Origin of the sequence: Campylobacter concisus (genome assembly GCF_001891085.1) — a bacterium.
Taxonomy (GTDB): Bacteria; Campylobacterota; Campylobacteria; order Campylobacterales; family Campylobacteraceae; genus Campylobacter_A; species Campylobacter_A concisus_O.
In genome coordinates this window covers 313,050-328,744 of the sequence record NZ_JXUP01000006.1, presented here as the reverse complement: position 1 = coordinate 328,744, position 15,695 = coordinate 313,050, and the positions used below count along the sequence as shown (strand labels likewise).

Below are 15,695 nucleotides of genomic sequence, written 5' to 3'. Positions count from 1 at the left end.
TTCAGCATTTTGGCTAGCTTCTAGCATCATTCTAGCTTGCTCTTCTTGCTCCTCACGGCTCTTAAATCTTACAACCTGAAGCGTCTTAACGCTCTCAGTTTTTAGCCTACCAACTAGCTCCATAAAGAGGTTGTAGCTCTCTTTTTTGTATTCAACTAGCGGATCTTTTTGATTATACCCTCTAAGGCCGATACCAGTTTTTAGAATATCCATTTGATAGAGGTGCTCTCTCCACGCATTATCAAGCACTTGAAGGTATAAAATTTTCTCTATCTCTTTTCTTTGATCTTCATTTAGTACACTCATTTTCTCGTTATATCTTACTTCAAAAATTTGCGCAAGCTTTTCTATTAGCTCATCATACTCTAGGCCTTTTAGCTCACTCTCATCTATCTCTTCGCCACAATCTGCAAAAATGATAGAGCATAAATTTTTAATATCAAAGTCATCTTTCAAGCCGCCATGGAAAATTTCAGCCATATCAAGTAAATTTGCAGCGTACTCTTTTCTATTTTGAGCTATCTTTTCGCTCATGTCATAGTCTTTATCAAGTAGCTCGTCGCGGTACTTGTAGATGGTCTTTCTTTGCTCATTTGCCACGTCGTCATACTCAAGCAAGTGCTTTCTAGCCTCAAAGTGCAAGCTCTCGACTTTCTTTTGAGCATTTTCAACAGCTCTTGTCACCATACGGCTCTCGATGCTTTCGCCCTCGTCGATACCAAGCCTATCCATGATCGCTTTTATGCGGTCGCTACCAAAAATTCTTAAAAGATTGTCTTCCAAGCTTAGATAAAATCTACTCATACCAGGGTCGCCCTGACGTCCAGCACGGCCACGGAGCTGATTATCTATCCTTCTACTTTCGTGCCTTTCGGTGCCGATTATATATAGACCGCCAAGGTCTCTCACCTCGTCATTTATCCTGATATCAACACCACGTCCAGCCATGTTTGTAGCGATAGTCACAGCGCCTTTTACGCCAGCTTGCGCGATGATTTCAGCCTCTTTTTCGTGGTTTTTAGCATTTAGCACAGAGTGTGGGATGCCAGCTTTTTTAAGCATCTCGTTAAGCACCTCACTGCGCTCGATACTTGCAGTTCCTACAAGCACTGGCTGACCTTTTTCGTGAGCCTTTTTGACTTCGTCGATAACAGCTTTAAATTTCTCGTTTTGAGTTTTATAGATAAGGTCGTTTTGATCGATCCTCTTAACTGGCACGTTTGTCGGGATCGAGATAACTTCAAGGTTGTAAATTTGGGAAAACTCAGTGGCTTCTGTCTGGGCCGTACCAGTCATACCTGCAAGCTTTTTATACATCCTAAAGTAGTTTTGGTATGTTGTATCGGCAAGCGTTTGGCTCTCTTCTTGAATTTTCACGCCCTCTTTTGCCTCAAGTGCTTGGTGGAGTCCCTCGCTAAAGCGTCTGCCTTCGCTTAGACGTCCAGTAAATTCATCAACAATAACCACCTCGCCATCTTTTACGACGTAATGAACGTCTTTTCCAAAGAGATTGTGAGCTTTTAGAGCTTGATCTAAGTGGTGGCTTAGCACGGCGTTTTCAAGGTTGTATAAATTTTCAACACCAAAGAGCTTTTCAGCCTTGCTTATGCCAGCTTCTGTGATCATTATCGTTCTATTTTTTTCATCTACTATGAAATCCCCCGTTGGCTTTGAGCCTGGCACGTTTGGATCAGCTGGAGTACCTCTGGTAAGCTGTTTTGCGACTTGATCGGCTCTTATGTAACCATCAAGCGTGCGGTTTGTTGGACCAGAGATTATAAGTGGTGTTCTAGCTTCATCTATCAAGATACTATCGACCTCGTCCACGATAACGAAGTTATGGCCTCTTTGCACCTTTTGACCAGCTTCAAATTTCATATTATCACGCAGATAGTCAAAGCCAAATTCTGAGTTTGTGCCGTATGTTATGTCAGCGTTATAGGCAGCTTGTCTTACCTCATCGTCGTATCCGCCACTTAGTATCACATCGACGCTTAAGCCTAAAAAGTTATAAAGCTCGCCCATTTGCGTCGCGTCACGCTTTGCAAGGTAGTCATTTACTGTTACTACATGCACGCCCTTGCCACTCATCGCGTTTAATATAACTGGCAAAGTCGCAACCAAGGTCTTGCCCTCGCCCGTTTTCATCTCAGCGATCCTGCCCTCGTTTAGCACCATGCCGCCGATTAGCTGCACGTCAAAATGGCGCATCTTAAGCACCCTTTTGCTAGCCTCTCTAACGATTGCAAAGACATCATTTAAAATTTGATCTAATGTGACTTTCTCTTCGACGACTTGGGCTTTTAGCTCGTTAAATTTAATCTTAAGCTCATCATCGCTCATCTTCTCATAAGTAGGCTCTAGCGCGTTTATCTGCGCCACACGTTTTATATATTTTTTGACTTCTCTATCGTTTTTCGTGCCAAAAATCTTTCTAAATACCGATGAAATCATTACTTTACCTTCCTAAATTTTTAAACTTTGGATCTTAGCATAGTTTAACTATTTATTTAATTAAACTGGGCTAGAATACGCCAAAAAAGGATAAAAAATGAGAAAATTTTTGATAGCTTCTCTTGTCGCAGTTTGCTCATTTGGCGCTGGCTTAAATTTTAAAAGCCTGCAAAGCGACTTTACGCAAACTGTCTTTAGCGAGGGCAAGAGTGTAAATTATAAGGGTAGATTTTACGCTAAAAGCGACAACACCGCGCTTTGGATATATGAAAGTCCAACGCCAAAGAGAATTTACTTTTACAAAGACAAGGTGGTCGTGATCGAGGATGAGCTCGAGCAAGCCATCATCTCAAGACTAGATGATACACCAAATTTGACGCAGGTCTTAGCTCACGCAGAGCAAATTCAGCCGACACTTTATAAGGCAATATATGACGGGGTTGAGTACTTTATAACGATCAAAAACACGCTTCCAACGACGATTGATTATAAAGACAAACTCTCAAATAAGATAAAAATCACTCTAAGCAACCCCGTAAAAGACGCGCTCATCCCAAAAGAGACGCTAACTCCAGTCATCCCACAAGGTTACGACATCGTAAATCAATAAATTTGGCTAGCTTTTAGCCAAATTTACTCACTTCTCTCCGAAGTCTTTTCCAAATTCTTGCACATTATTTAGATCGATCGGCTTTTGCACCACGTCATTTGGATCAGGTGCGACGATGATCTCATTGCCTTTTTTCTTCTTTTCTGACTTTGTCATCACATCTTCATTTACGCTTGGATCAGAGCATAAATTTTGGCTTTTTATCGCTTTTATGATCTCGCTTAGTTCAAGATTATTTATCACTTTTATATTTAAGATAAGCACGTCATCGATATCAAGCGAGTGCTTTTTGGCTGCGTATTTCATAAAGAGCTCTTTAAATTTCTCTTTTCCCATTGAGGTTAGGATATCCTCCACGTAAAAGCTGCCAACAACGACGTTTAGCGCATCAAGCACGTATGCTTCGTTCTCCTCCACATCACGTCCGACAACTTCAAGATTCATGCTTATCTTTTTTGTTAAATTTTGTCCAGCTTTTGAGTAGATATCTGTTTGAAAGTCACTCACTTTTAGCACGTCTGCAAATGCAAAAACGCCAAAAACAAGGCTTAGAAATAGCTTTTTCATAAACTCTCCTTAATATGCAAAAATACGTTTTCTTGGTAAAATTTCTTAACCTCGTCGTCAATTTTAACCACTTTTCTTAAATGCTGCCTAAAATCACTTTTCTTATCATAAAAAAGTTTTAAATTTTTAGGATTTACCGCGCGAGAAAGTGCGACGTAGAGCTGTCCTTTAGCAAAGATGTGGTTGATGTTGCAAATGAGCGAATTTATGCTCATGCCTTGAGACTTGTGGATAGTTAGCGCATAGGCAAGCTTAAATGGAAACTGATAAAGCGAAGCCTGCACGTTCTCCTCGATCTCATCTTCGTTTAAATTTAGCGCGCAAAAGTTATAAGCGCACTTTTCTATCTCGCAGATCTCGCCACTATCTTTTTGCACGATCACGCTTGAAATGGCGCCATTTTCTTTTAAAATTTGCATGATCTTACCCTGCTCGCCGTTGTAGTACTCGCCCCATTTGTTTGAAGTAAAGATGATTTTTGCCCCTATCTTCATCTCCAAATTTCGCGAGATATTTAGCGTGTTTGCCCACTTTTCAAACTCTTTTTTGTCTAAATTTTCATCCATAACGAGCACGTCCGAGTTTGAAATTTCAAGCGGTGCGTTAAGCGCAAGAAGTCTTTTTTGATTTAGCATCTCAGCCTCTGCGTTTCTGCCAAAAAGCACGCTAGTCTCACTATCAGGTTCAATAGCTCCCACTCGCAAGCTCTCGATATAAGCCATCATCTCATCATCTAGCTCGCCAACTCTAAGACGAGAGAGAATTTCATAAAATTTAAGATCATTTGTGCGTTTTGAGACGAGCAGCTCAACGTTTGTAAATTTCATATCCTCCCACGCACTGGAGTTAAAAGCGTATAAAAAGTTAAAAAGTTTGCTCTCATTTTGCTCTTTTTGCACGGGTGGCAGCTGATAAAAGTCGCCCACTATGAGCATCCTGCCCTTAAATTTAGAGGTAAGCAAGCGGTATCTTATCATCTCCATGACATTTGAGCTAACCATTGAAATTTCATCTATTACAAGCAGATCGCAAGCATCTAGCATATTTCGTAGTTTGCTTAGCTTATCTTTTTGGCGGTAGTCAAGCCGTCTTAGCTCCTCGTAGTCCTTGCAGTAGCCAAATTTAAAAAAGCTATGCAAGCTCACGCCCCCAAGGCTAACAGCGCTTATGCCAGTTGAGCCAAGGATGACGACGTTTTTAAAATTTTCTTTGTAGTGTCTGATGATGGAGGCGGTTAAATAGCTCTTGCCAACACCGCCACCGCCTGTTAAAAAGACATTTGAGCGAGATAAAATTTCTAAAATTTGATCTTTCATCTACTCAAACATCTCTGGGCGATACTCAAAATGCATCGTATCAAAGTGCTTCCAGCGTCCACCCCAGATAAATTTATGTTTTTCAAAAACACGCACTATCTTTTCAGGGATTAGGTTTTGGTAGCCATTACTCCACTGCCAGTAGTGGCTCTTTTTCACATTTATATCGATCGCGATGCCGTAGCTGTGCGGACTCAAGCGGTTTGTGCCAGCGATCACTCGCCACTTAAATGTTCCACCTGGATTTTTTAAATACTCAAGCAAGCTCGCATCACTTTTTACCATATCATTTAGCTCATTACTTACGTCTTGTAAAGCAGTTGCGGCTCCATTTTTAGAGTTAAATGGCAACTTTAGTGCAAGGCTATCTTTTAGCCAAACGACATCTACCAAATTTGCTTTTACCTCGCTCTCGCTTGAGCCATAAATTTTGCCTAAAAATTCATAATTTCTACATCTACCAGCATCGCTTAGTGCGGTGCTAAGTGGCGAAAATGCAGCGTAATCAAGCGCATTCATATCCTCTATATCAGCACCGATACTACACTCATCATCTTTTTGTTTAAAGTCATCATAGACAAATATTGTTCCATCACCAAATTTGACCAAATTATCCTCAACCTTAACGCCATAAGCCCTTTGTAAAGCTGAAATTTTTCTAGCTTTATCGCTTATTACATTTTCTGGCTTTATCACATTTATAGAATCGACCTTTGAAATGAGCAAATTTGAGTTTTGTATATCGCTTCTGTTTTGTCCGATGTTTAATGTAGTTACTGCCGTAGCACCGATTAATGCTCTGCCGTTGTTTTCGGTTTTTAGTCCCCAAGCATCATGCACTACATATATATCATCGCCCTTGTATCCGGCATAAAGCATGATATGCCCTGGCAGATGCACGAGTGTGAGATATGGCACACCTTTCTCTTTTATCTCTTTTGTCTTAGCGGCGTTACTAAGTCCTTTTAGATCAAATTTTTGTCCCATATTTGCTTGGGCTCTTGAGTTTCTGGGCAACCACACGCCAAAACTTGCTAGCAAATCTTTAGTAAAAAGCGAGCAATCTCTTAGCTTATCGACCCCACCCCAACCATAGGGCTGAGTAAGAAGGGAGCTAATAAGTGTTTTTAAATTTGAGTCATTAAATTTAAGAGGAAAAAGAGCGCCAACAGACTTTGGCAACACAAATTCTCTCAAGAGATTTCTTACATAAATTTTACCGTAGTAGTTTTTACTATCCTGCGCCAAAACAGGCAGTATCGCTCCAACTCTTGAATAAAACAAGAAATTTCCGGCCTTGTCATAAACTGGCATCTTGTCCGTTTTTATAGTCACAAAACTTGACTTTTGATAGGCATTTGCCTCATCATCGCTTATAAATTTAATATCCTCGACCTTTACCCAGCCCCAAACTGCATCATCGCTAACAAATGCCCATGCCCTATCTTTAGAAAGATGTGACACAAAAAGTGGATGAGCGATGCTTAGGGTTGATTCTTGCAGATAATCAAACGGATAGCCCTCACCTGGAGTTTGCGGATTTAAAAATATCGGCTCATCGGTTGGAAAATTTCTTAAAGCTGTGTTTGCCGAAGTTAGAGCATAAGCAGAGATACTTGAAAGAGCTGAGAAATTTGCATTGTCCTTTTGTGCGTCAAACCAGCTTTGTGGGATCTCTCTAAAATTTGAGCCAAAATACTTTCTCTTTTCGCTTGGCTTATATATATTAAATGCCCAAAAGACATCGTTTGGATTAAATTTTACACCCCTTAATGTAAAAACCTTAAACCTTCTTTTTAAAATTTCTTCTTGGTCAAAGCTTGCACTTTGCATATTTTGCGGTAGCGACGAGGCATCCTGCTTCATTTCAAAATCAAGCAAACTAATGCGTTCATTTGGCTTATATACATTTTCATCTGGTAAAGAATTTTGCACACTTGGCTTTGGCTGGGTCTGCGAACATCCCAAAAACAAAGCAACACTAAATGCTAAAAATATACCCTTTTTCAACTTTTTTCCTTATCCTTAAAAATAGCTTCTACAATCAAAACAAAAATATAAAACATCTTTTCATCGTTGTTTTTGCAAATTTGCTTCATAGTCTCATTCTCGCTTTTTACTTTTATGTCATTTGACCTTAAAATTTCTACAATATCAGAGCCAAATTTCTTTGAAAGCTCACCCACTTTTACATCATTTAGAGCATTTAAAAACCTGGTTGTATTGCAGTCCATCTGCACTGGCTTGTGATTTAAGATATTTTTAAACTCAAGGCTTAGCTTCTTTAACTTTTTCTTCTTAACATAACTATGAACAATCGTCAAAACAACCAAACTAAAGCCAAAGAAAATGTGTAAATTGAGTGAATTTTCACTCATCTCCCCATTTAAGAAAAGAATGCCACTCATAAAAAGACCGATCACACAGATAAAAAGCAGCAACAAGATGATATATTTAAAAATCACCTCAAGTATAATATTGTCTTTTAGCCTATCAAACATCAAGCCCTACTATCTCATCTTCGCTGTAAACTAAAATTTCATTTTCTTTTAGTAGTTTTGCTGTGATGCCATCGCCTAAAATAAGCCTCTTACTAAAACTTCCGTCATAAATTTGCCCACTTCCACAACTTGGACTTTTTGATTTTAAAATAGCCTTTTTGCAGCCATTTAGTTTGGCTATCTTTAGGCAAATTTCTGCTCCATTTTTGAAATTTTTACTCACATCTTTGCCTGAAAATTTACAAACAACCACACCATTTTTCATCTCAGCTGGTTCCCTCGGCGTGCTAAGTCCACCGTAAACTTCAGGACAAACAAAAAGCAGATGAAATCTCTTTGAAATTTCATCTAAAACATCTTTATTTAAAAGATTATTTTCGCCGTTAAATTTGCAGTTTATGCCAACTAGGCAAGCACTTATTAAGATTTTTTCTCTCAAAGCCCGGCTTCTTTTAAAAGTTCACCAGCATAAATTTCACGAAGTTTGCTTGAAATTTCTCCCACTTTTGCACCATTTATCGCCTTGCCATCAGCATAAACGACTGGTAAGAGTATGAGCGTCGCAGCCGAGATAAAGACTTCATCAGCGTTATAAACTTCATCCATGCTAAATTTTCGCTCCTCTATATTAAGGCCAATATCTTTAGCGATCCTTAAAAGCCTCATACGGCGAATTCCTGGCAAAATTTCATTTGAAAGTGGTTTTGTGATTAGAGTTTTATTCTTGATGATAAAAGCACTTGAGCTACAGCCCTCTGTAACAAAGCCATTTTCCACCATAAAGCCCTCATCTGCGCCTTTTTTGTGAGCTTCATTTTTAGCGTAGCACTGGGCCAGAAGTGAGATAGACTTGATGTCACGCCTTTTCCACCTGATATCCTCGACACTCACGACTTTTATGCCAGTTTTTGCAGCGGGATTGTTTAAAATTTCACTCTCGTAACAGAAAATAAAGACACTTGGTGTTAAATCTTCTATAAAATAGAAATTTCTAAACGCCACGCCTCTTGTTACTTGCATGTAAATTCCGCCCTCTTTTAAGGCATTTTTGGAGATTATCTCGTTTAAGATCGCCTCAAATTTTTCCTTTTCGTAGGGCAAATTTATATCTATTTCATTTAAGCTTCTTTCAAATCTCGCCCAAAATCCATCTTTATCAACCATTTTTGAATTTATCACAGGCACAACCTCATAAATTCCATCACCAAATATAAATCCTCTATCAAAAGCACTAACTTTTGCTTCATCTTTTTGCAAAAATTCTCCGTTTAAAAAGACGGTTTGCAAAGCTTGATCTGCCATTTTAGCTCCTTAAATTTTATGCAAATTGTATCTAATTTTGTTTGAATTTATAGATTCTTGGATATAATGAAGCAAAATTTTTAAAGTAAAAAGTATATAAAAAATGCAAGAAAAATTAAAAGATAAAATCATAAGAAATGTTTTTTTCGTTTCAAAACAGCCAGTTTTGTTTAGAGATTTGCTTGAAGCAAATGCCCTTTTTAACGAAGGTATGCTAATAGATGGAGCAAAACTAAATTTTAGATTTAACCACATCAAGCTCTATCAGATTTATGCACTTATCTGTTTTGTCATTTTATTTCCATTGTTAATCATCACGCATCATTTTTTAGCAAAAACTGATGCACACATATCTATAATAGCGACTGCTGTCGTTACTTCGGCCGTTTTCATTGGCTTTGATATGTTTAAAGTTTGGGCAAGAAGAGAGATAAGCCACGATCTTATCAAGAAAGCCTGGAGTGTGCATTTTCCCTATTTTAGCTACGAAAAATACTCAAGCAAGGTCGAAGAAATTTATAATACTGCTATAAAAAATGACATATCAAAAAAAGATTTAGAACAATATATATATGAAAAGCTAATCTCTCAAAAAGAAAGTAATTAGCAAGTTAAGCTTGGCTTTGTTTATTGAGCTAATTTTATTTTTGTGCAGTTATATACAAAATAGCTATATTATTTGCCAATATAATTGAATCGCAAAAATTTAGATGAGAATAAATAAAGCTTTAAATGTTTCGTTATTTCCATTGGCGCTCTTGCATATTGTTTAAAATTTGATTTTTATAACGTAAATTTTCAAGCTTTATATTAAGAGCTCTATTTTCCTCTAAAAGCATATCTCGCTTACCGCTAATGTCCGCTATATCTCTACTTATATAATAAATTTGATTCGCTATGTAAATTTTTGGCAAAAATATAGCTAGAGCTATAAAAACAGCTAAATAGACCATCACTAATGTCTTAAAGCTTAAATTTACCTCACGTTTTTGCTCCTCGTCGTGAAGCGTTAGTAGCTCTTCTTTTTCTTGCATTTTTATCCCTTTATCTTAAAAACCCGCAGTTTTGCGCTCTTGCTTCGTGAGTTTATCTTTAGCTCATTTTGGCTTGCTGTTAGTGGCTTTTTTGTCAAAATTTCGCCTAATTCGTGGTTATTTCCGCACTCACATCTATAAACACCAGGTAGGCAGATACAGCTATTAGCCCATTTTTTAAAGCGCTCTTTTACGATCCTATCTTCAAGCGAGTGAAATGTAATAATCGCCACAAGACAATCTTTAAACCCACATTTTTCTATACTATCAAGTAAATTTGTTAGCTCATCTAGCTCTCCATTTACATCTATCCTGATGGCTTGAAAGGCAAGTATTGCAGGGCTAACTCCGCGCCCTTTTATCTGGGCTGTACCTATTAAATTTGCAAGCTCTTTTGCACTCGTTATCTTGCCTAAATTTCTAGCATTTATAATCTTGTTCGCAATCCCGGCAGCATTTTTTATCTCGCCATAATCTCTAAAAATTCTAACCAACTCATCAAAAGAGTAATCATTTACAACGTCAAATGCGCTAAAATTTCGCTCTTTGTCCATGCGCATATCAAGCGTGCTTGAGCCAAGACTAAAGCCCCTATCATCTTTATCTATCTGAAGCGAGCTAACACCAATGTCAGCCAAAATTCCTCTAACATTTAAAATTTCTTCTTGACTTAGTTTGCTAGTCAATTCAGAGAAGTTACTTTTATAAATTTTAACCCTACTGCCAAATGGCTCAAGTTTTTTTAGTGAAAAATTTATAGCTTCGTTATCTCTATCACAGGCAATTAAATTTAAATTTTCATTTTGAGATAAAATGGCACTAGAATGTCCGGCATATCCAAGCGTGCAATCTATAAAATTTCCATTTAAATTTTTAAAAAAAGATAGAACTTCATCAAGTAAAACACTGATATGTGGACTTTGCAACACTGCCTCTTTATAGTAAATAGTGTGGAAAATTTATCGAAATTTTACTTAAAAAGCTATCATTACACAAAATTTTACATAAATTTTAAGATAGCTTAAATATAATCGCTTAAACGTAGGAGAAAAAATGGAGCTAGAACACTCAATAAATGAGATAAAAACGATATCACTTTCTATGTTTAGAAAGAATTTTTTTGGCGTCTTTCACGGCTCGATTTCGGCAAGAGTCGAAAAAAATCAATTTATAATCAATAAACAAAATGCCATTTTTGATAATTTAAAAGATGATGACTTGACGCTTCTTTCATCAAAAAAAGACTATCGTTGGAATGAAGCTAGTCTTGATGCTGATATACACTTAAATATTTATAAAAATATAAATGAGGCAAGATTTGTTTGCTACGCGATGCCACCATACGCAACTGCCTACGCAATGAAACATGAAAAAATAGTACCGAAAGATTATTTTGGATATATGAGATTTGATAAAATTTCTGTTTATGATCCAAAACAATATGATGACTGGTATGAACGTGCAGAAACTGAAATTTATAGATATATGGTTGAAAAAAATACAAACATTATTGTCATTAAAGGATATGGCATTTACGCATACAGTAGAAGCCCTCAGCTTCTTGCAAAAGAGATAGCTTTGCTAGAAAATAGCTGCAAATTGCTTCATTTAACTAGTGGTTATAGCGATTATAGTATTTAAGAATTTTGCTAACAATACTAAAAAATTGTTAGCAAAATTCTTCACAAAGGTATTTTTAAAGCCCCTATTTTAAGCTTATTTAAGGCAATTTTATATAATATATCATACAAATTTCGTTAGTCTTTTAAAGGAAAATTTAATGTTGTCTTGGATGCAAAAACATAAAAAATACCTAGTTGTTACCATTTGGGTAAGTACAATAGCCTTTGTTGGAGCAGGCTTTGTAGGCTGGGGAGCATATGATTTAAACAGCAATCGAGCCACTTCGGTAGCAAAAGTAGGACACAGAAATATAAGCATTCAAGAACTGCAACAAAAATACGATAGTTTATATCAATACTACAATAATCTTTTTGATGGCAAATTAACTCAAGAAAAGGCTAATGAGTTAGGATTACAAAATGCCGCACTTCAGGCTACAATTCAAGAGAATTTACTATTAAATTTTGCAGACGATATAGGTCTTAGTGTTAGTAAAGATGATATTTTAAAATATATAATCGCTGATCCAACATTTCAAAAAGATGGTGCTTTTGATAAAAATTTATACTACGACATTTTAAGAAGAGCCAGAATAAACCCAACCGATTTTGAAGAAAATTTAAAACTAACAATACTGCTTGATAAGCTTAGAACTATTTTAAATTTACCAGCCAATAAAGAAGACATTGAAATGATGGAAGCAAGCTTTTTTGTGCAAGACAAATTAGCAATACAGATAATAAATGCTAATCAAAGTGATATAAGAATAGATGAAAAAGAGCTAAAGGATCTTTGGGAAACAAATAAAAACAACTATATGACAAAGACTATATACGGTCTAGAAACATACTTTATAGAGTCAAACAAAAATGATGTAAATCAAACTACTTTGAGTGACTACTATAACGAAAATAAGGAGAGATATAAAGGCTCGGATGATAAAATCAAATCATTTAACGAAGTAAAGACTGAAGTTATCAAAGACTACAATATTGAGAAAAGCAAGACCGATGCTTTAAAAAAATATACCTCTATCAAAAAAGCTGAGCTTGCAACAAATGAATTTGTTAGTATAAATGAAGATAATGCGACATTCTCACTTGATGAAATAAAAGGGGCGAAAGTTGGTGAGGTTATAAAACCATTTACATATAAAGATGGATATTTGATAGTCAGGGTAAAAAGTATAACTCCTCCACAACCTATGAGTTTTGAACAAGCAAGGGCAATGGTACTTGAAATTTACAAAGATAAAAAGAAAAAAGAAAACTTAACAACTATGGCAAAAGAGTCTTTACAAAATTTCAAAGGAACTGATATAGTCTTTATTAGTAGAGATATAAATAGCTCTATCTCAGGACTAAATGAAAGTGAGACTAGAGCTTTTGTTTCTCAACTTTTTGAAACTAACAACAAAAAAGATTATGTTATATTAGAAGATAAGGCCGTTATATACGATATTTTGGAACAAAGGTTGCTTGTAGATAATATAGATAATAACTATAAGCAAATAACACAACAAAACGTTACGATGCTTAAAAATAATGAGTTAATAAAAGATTTAACAAACAAACTAAAAAAATACTATGAAATTAAAGAATATATCAAAAGGTAATTTATCTTGAGTACAAAAATTTTAGGTATAGATATCGGCTCTTTCCAGATTTGTGCAGTAATAGCACAACATGATGAAAATGGTATTAAGATAATTGGAATTGGAACTGAAAAAACACAAGGAATAAGAAAAGGTGTTATAACCAATATTGAGCAAGCTGCAAAGTCTATAAAAAATGCATTGATAGAAGCACAAAGAGTTGCAGGAACACGCTATGAAAAAGTCATAGTTTCTATTTCTGGTGCGTATACAAAAAGCGTTGACAGTAGTGGTGTAGTGAATATACCAAATCATGAAATAGGTATAAAAGAGATCGAACGTGCTATGCAAATGGCCGATCATACAGCTGATATACCTCATGAGTATGAAAAACTACATGTTCTTCCTTATAATTTTAAAGTAGATGGACAAGAACATATTGAAGATCCAATAGGCATGAACGGTAGTAGGCTAGAAGTTCAAACACATATTGTTACAGTACAAAAGTCATCTATTAGCAACCTAAGAAAAGCCGTAAATTTAGCAGGCGTTCAACTAGATAACATAGTCCTTTCAGGATATGCTTCTGCGATAGCAACATTAACAAAAGATGAGAAAGAGCTTGGTGCCGCACTTGTTGATATGGGTGGTGCCACTTGTAATCTTGTAGTGCATTCTGGAAATTCTATAAGATACAATGAATTTTTACCTGTTGGCTCAGCAAACATTACAAATGATCTTTCTATGGCTCTGCATACACCACTTCCAAAGGCAGAAGAGATAAAATTAGGTTATGGTGCTTTAATAAATAAGTCAGTTGATCTAATAGAACTTCCGATCCTTGGAGATGAAACAAAAAGCCACGAAGTTTCACTAGACATAATATCAAATGTTATATATGCCAGAGCAGAAGAAACCCTTATGGTACTTGCTAAGATGCTAGAAGATAGCGGCTATAAAGATAGCATTGGTGCTGGAATAATACTTACTGGCGGTATGACTAAGTTAGAAGGTATTAGAGATCTTGCATCCGCAATATTTGACAAAATGCCGGTTCGTATAGCAAAACCAAAAGAAATGGATGGATTATTTGAAATTTTAAGAGACCCAGCAAATTCTTGTGCTATAGGGCTTTGTTTGTATGGTGCTGGCAACTTTAGCCCATACGAGATTGATTCTGAGAAAAAAATGAGATACCAAGGGGAAATAGCCTCAAAACCGAAAGCAAATTTTAGAAATGTTTTTGTGGAAGAAGAAAGCGCACAAAATTTTGGACAAGAGGTACAGGATCCAAATGAAAAAGAGGATAGTTTTTCTGATAAAGATTTTGAATTAGAGATAGCAAATAAATCAAAAAATAAAGAAGAGCTTGCCAATATTGCAGATATTAGTAAACAAGAAAAAAATCCAAATGCTTTTGCAAAATTTTGGTATAGTATTACACAATTATTTTAAGGAGAATTTCAAAGATGAGTAGCTTCACAGTAGAAGAAAATAAAAGCATCTATGGTGCAAAGATAAAGGTCGTAGGTGTAGGTGGAGGTGGTGGCAATATGGTCAACCATATAATAAGAGTTAATCCAAATTTAAATATAGATCTTATTGTTGCTAATACAGATGCTAAGGCTCTTGAAAATTCTCTTGCACATACAAAAATACAGCTTGGAGAAAAGACAACAAAAGGTCTAGGTGCAGGCATGAGACCTGAAATAGGAAAAGCCGCTGCTGAAGAGAGCTATGATGAAGTAAAAAGTGCACTTGAGACATCAGATATAGTTTTTATCGGTACAGGGCTTGGTGGCGGAACTGGTACAGGTGCAGCTCCAGTAGTTGCTCAAGCTGCAAAAGACATTGGTGCGCTAACAGTTGCAGTTGTTACTATGCCTTTTATGTTTGAAGGAAAAAAACGTAGAAAACTGGCTGATTGTGGCCTTGAAGAGCTCAGGAAAGAAAGCGATTCTATTGTTGTCATTCCAAACGATAAACTCTTAACACTAATTGATAAAAATGCTGGCATAAAAGAAAGCTTTGAAATGGTTGATGAAGTACTTGCAAGAGCCGTCAATGGTATGAGTACGATCGTACTTGATTCAGGAAAAAGCGATATAAATCTAGACTTTGCAGATGTTAGAACGATTATGAGCCATAGAGGACTAGCTTTAATGGGTGTTGGCGAAGCAAGTGGCGAGGATGCAGCGCAAGAAGCTATAAAAAATGCTATACAATCACCACTTCTTGATAACATGACAATAAATGGGGCATTTGGTATTTTAGTTCATTTTAGAATAAGCCCTAGTTGCCCACTAGCTGATATCAATAATGCGATGAGTATTATTCATGAGGCAGCGGATGAAGATGCTGAAATTATATTTGGTACAACAACTGATGACAAAATAGAAGACAATAAAGTTGAAGTTACAATAATAGCCACAGGTTTTCAAAGCTCACAAAAAGAAACTGAAAAAAAAGATGAAGTACAAACTTCTACTGCAAGCGATATCATAAAAAAAGAGCGTATATTAAGACTTAAAAAAGTTAGTGGTGGATATGACGAAGACTATATGTCACAACTTGATGTACCATCATTTATGCGCCATCAAATGGACTAATAAAAAAACAAACTCCTTAAAATTTCTAGAGAGCTTTTGCTCTCTAGCTTATTAAAAATTTACAAACTTTCAAATCTAAAAACTT

General features: G+C 36.3%; 14 protein-coding genes and 1 pseudogene. 6 read left to right on the top strand and 9 right to left on the bottom strand.

Annotated features, from left to right (window positions below; all coding sequences use genetic code 11):
- Window positions 1-57: 57 nt before the first annotated feature.
- A pseudogene (gene secA, locus TH67_RS06990) lies at window positions 58-2,454 on the bottom strand (preprotein translocase subunit SecA); the annotation flags it as partial.
- Window positions 2,455-2,551: 97 nt separating this feature from the next.
- On the opposite strand from secA, the gene lolA reads away from it, so the two are divergent.
- On the top strand, window positions 2,552-3,064 hold the full coding sequence (lolA, locus tag TH67_RS06985) for a LolA-like outer membrane lipoprotein chaperone (RefSeq protein WP_072594935.1): 513 nt from the start codon (window positions 2,552-2,554) through the stop codon (window positions 3,062-3,064).
- 27 nt (window positions 3,065-3,091) lie between these two features.
- Here the strand turns inward: lolA and TH67_RS06980 are convergent, their stop codons facing one another.
- From TH67_RS06980 to TH67_RS06955, 6 genes are read right to left on the bottom strand one after another with little or no spacing between them, the layout of a single operon-like run.
- Window positions 3,092-3,631, bottom strand: coding sequence for a hypothetical protein (locus tag TH67_RS06980; protein ID WP_072594934.1), 540 nt, complete (start codon window positions 3,629-3,631; stop codon window positions 3,092-3,094).
- Window positions 3,628-4,947: an ATP-dependent DNA helicase gene (locus TH67_RS06975; protein WP_072594933.1), complete on the bottom strand. Its 1,320-nt coding sequence runs from the start codon at window positions 4,945-4,947 to the stop codon at window positions 3,628-3,630. Before TH67_RS06975 ends, TH67_RS06980 begins: the two co-directional genes overlap by 4 nt.
- A complete protein-coding gene (locus TH67_RS06970) occupies window positions 4,948-6,957 on the bottom strand; it encodes a bifunctional C40 family peptidase/M15 family metallopeptidase (protein WP_072594932.1) in 2,010 nt (669 codons plus the stop codon). It abuts the gene before it with no gap.
- A complete protein-coding gene (locus TH67_RS06965; RefSeq protein ID WP_072594931.1) occupies window positions 6,954-7,448 on the bottom strand; it encodes a chemotaxis protein in 495 nt (164 codons plus the stop codon). Before TH67_RS06965 ends, TH67_RS06970 begins: the two co-directional genes overlap by 4 nt.
- Window positions 7,441-7,887, bottom strand: coding sequence for a DUF523 domain-containing protein (locus tag TH67_RS06960; RefSeq protein WP_072594930.1), 447 nt, complete (start codon window positions 7,885-7,887; stop codon window positions 7,441-7,443). Before TH67_RS06960 ends, TH67_RS06965 begins: the two co-directional genes overlap by 8 nt.
- Complete coding sequence (locus TH67_RS06955; RefSeq protein ID WP_072594929.1) at window positions 7,884-8,750, bottom strand: D-amino acid aminotransferase; 867 nt, start codon at window positions 8,748-8,750, stop codon at window positions 7,884-7,886. The genes TH67_RS06960 and TH67_RS06955 overlap by 4 nt, the downstream gene beginning before the upstream one ends.
- 103 nt (window positions 8,751-8,853) lie before the next feature.
- Here TH67_RS06955 and TH67_RS06950 point away from each other — a divergent pair, with 103 nt between their 5' ends.
- Window positions 8,854-9,357 (top strand): hypothetical protein, encoded by a 504-nt coding sequence (locus TH67_RS06950; RefSeq protein WP_072594928.1) that lies wholly within the window; start codon window positions 8,854-8,856, stop codon window positions 9,355-9,357.
- A gap of 133 nt (window positions 9,358-9,490) precedes the next feature.
- Here TH67_RS06950 and TH67_RS06945 read toward each other — a convergent pair whose 3' ends face one another.
- Window positions 9,491-9,784: a hypothetical protein gene (locus TH67_RS06945; protein WP_021090986.1), complete on the bottom strand. Its 294-nt coding sequence runs from the start codon at window positions 9,782-9,784 to the stop codon at window positions 9,491-9,493.
- 2 nt (window positions 9,785-9,786) lie between these two features.
- Complete coding sequence (rsmH, locus tag TH67_RS06940) at window positions 9,787-10,710, bottom strand: 16S rRNA (cytosine(1402)-N(4))-methyltransferase RsmH (protein WP_072594927.1); 924 nt, start codon at window positions 10,708-10,710, stop codon at window positions 9,787-9,789.
- Between the two features lie 127 nt (window positions 10,711-10,837).
- Between rsmH and TH67_RS06935 the strand changes: the two genes are divergently transcribed.
- From TH67_RS06935 to ftsZ, 4 genes are all read left to right on the top strand, one after another.
- Window positions 10,838-11,425 carry a class II aldolase and adducin N-terminal domain-containing protein gene (locus tag TH67_RS06935; RefSeq protein ID WP_072594926.1) on the top strand — a complete coding sequence of 196 codons (588 nt, stop codon included), beginning with the start codon at window positions 10,838-10,840 and terminating at the stop codon, window positions 11,423-11,425.
- A 139-nt stretch (window positions 11,426-11,564) separates the two neighbouring features.
- The gene (locus TH67_RS06930; protein ID WP_072594925.1) at window positions 11,565-13,022 is read left to right on the top strand and encodes a peptidylprolyl isomerase; all 1,458 of its coding nucleotides are present in this window, start codon (window positions 11,565-11,567) and stop codon (window positions 13,020-13,022) included.
- Window positions 13,023-13,028: 6 nt separating this feature from the next.
- Entirely contained in the window at window positions 13,029-14,456 is a 1,428-nt protein-coding gene (ftsA, locus tag TH67_RS06925) for a cell division protein FtsA (RefSeq protein WP_072594924.1), read from the top strand.
- A 14-nt stretch (window positions 14,457-14,470) separates the two neighbouring features.
- Window positions 14,471-15,610: a cell division protein FtsZ gene (gene ftsZ, locus TH67_RS06920; RefSeq protein WP_072594923.1), complete on the top strand. Its 1,140-nt coding sequence runs from the start codon at window positions 14,471-14,473 to the stop codon at window positions 15,608-15,610.
- Window positions 15,611-15,695 lie beyond the last annotated feature (85 nt).

Bases quoted from the DNA above. Each gene is read 5' to 3' on its own strand.
- lolA (WP_072594935.1), top strand. From the start codon at position 2,552: ATGAGAAAATTTTTGATAGCTTCTCTTGTCGCAGTTTGCTCATTTGGC.
- TH67_RS06980 (WP_072594934.1), bottom strand. From the start codon at position 3,631: ATGAAAAAGCTATTTCTAAGCCTTGTTTTTGGCGTTTTTGCATTTGCA.
- TH67_RS06975 (WP_072594933.1), bottom strand. From the start codon at position 4,947: ATGAAAGATCAAATTTTAGAAATTTTATCTCGCTCAAATGTCTTTTTA.
- TH67_RS06965 (WP_072594931.1), bottom strand. From the start codon at position 7,448: ATGTTTGATAGGCTAAAAGACAATATTATACTTGAGGTGATTTTTAAA.
- TH67_RS06955 (WP_072594929.1), bottom strand. From the start codon at position 8,750: ATGGCAGATCAAGCTTTGCAAACCGTCTTTTTAAACGGAGAATTTTTG.
- TH67_RS06950 (WP_072594928.1), top strand. From the start codon at position 8,854: ATGCAAGAAAAATTAAAAGATAAAATCATAAGAAATGTTTTTTTCGTT.
- TH67_RS06945 (WP_021090986.1), bottom strand. From the start codon at position 9,784: ATGCAAGAAAAAGAAGAGCTACTAACGCTTCACGACGAGGAGCAAAAA.
- TH67_RS06935 (WP_072594926.1), top strand. From the start codon at position 10,838: ATGGAGCTAGAACACTCAATAAATGAGATAAAAACGATATCACTTTCT.
- TH67_RS06930 (WP_072594925.1), top strand. From the start codon at position 11,565: ATGTTGTCTTGGATGCAAAAACATAAAAAATACCTAGTTGTTACCATT.
- ftsZ (WP_072594923.1), top strand. From the start codon at position 14,471: ATGAGTAGCTTCACAGTAGAAGAAAATAAAAGCATCTATGGTGCAAAG.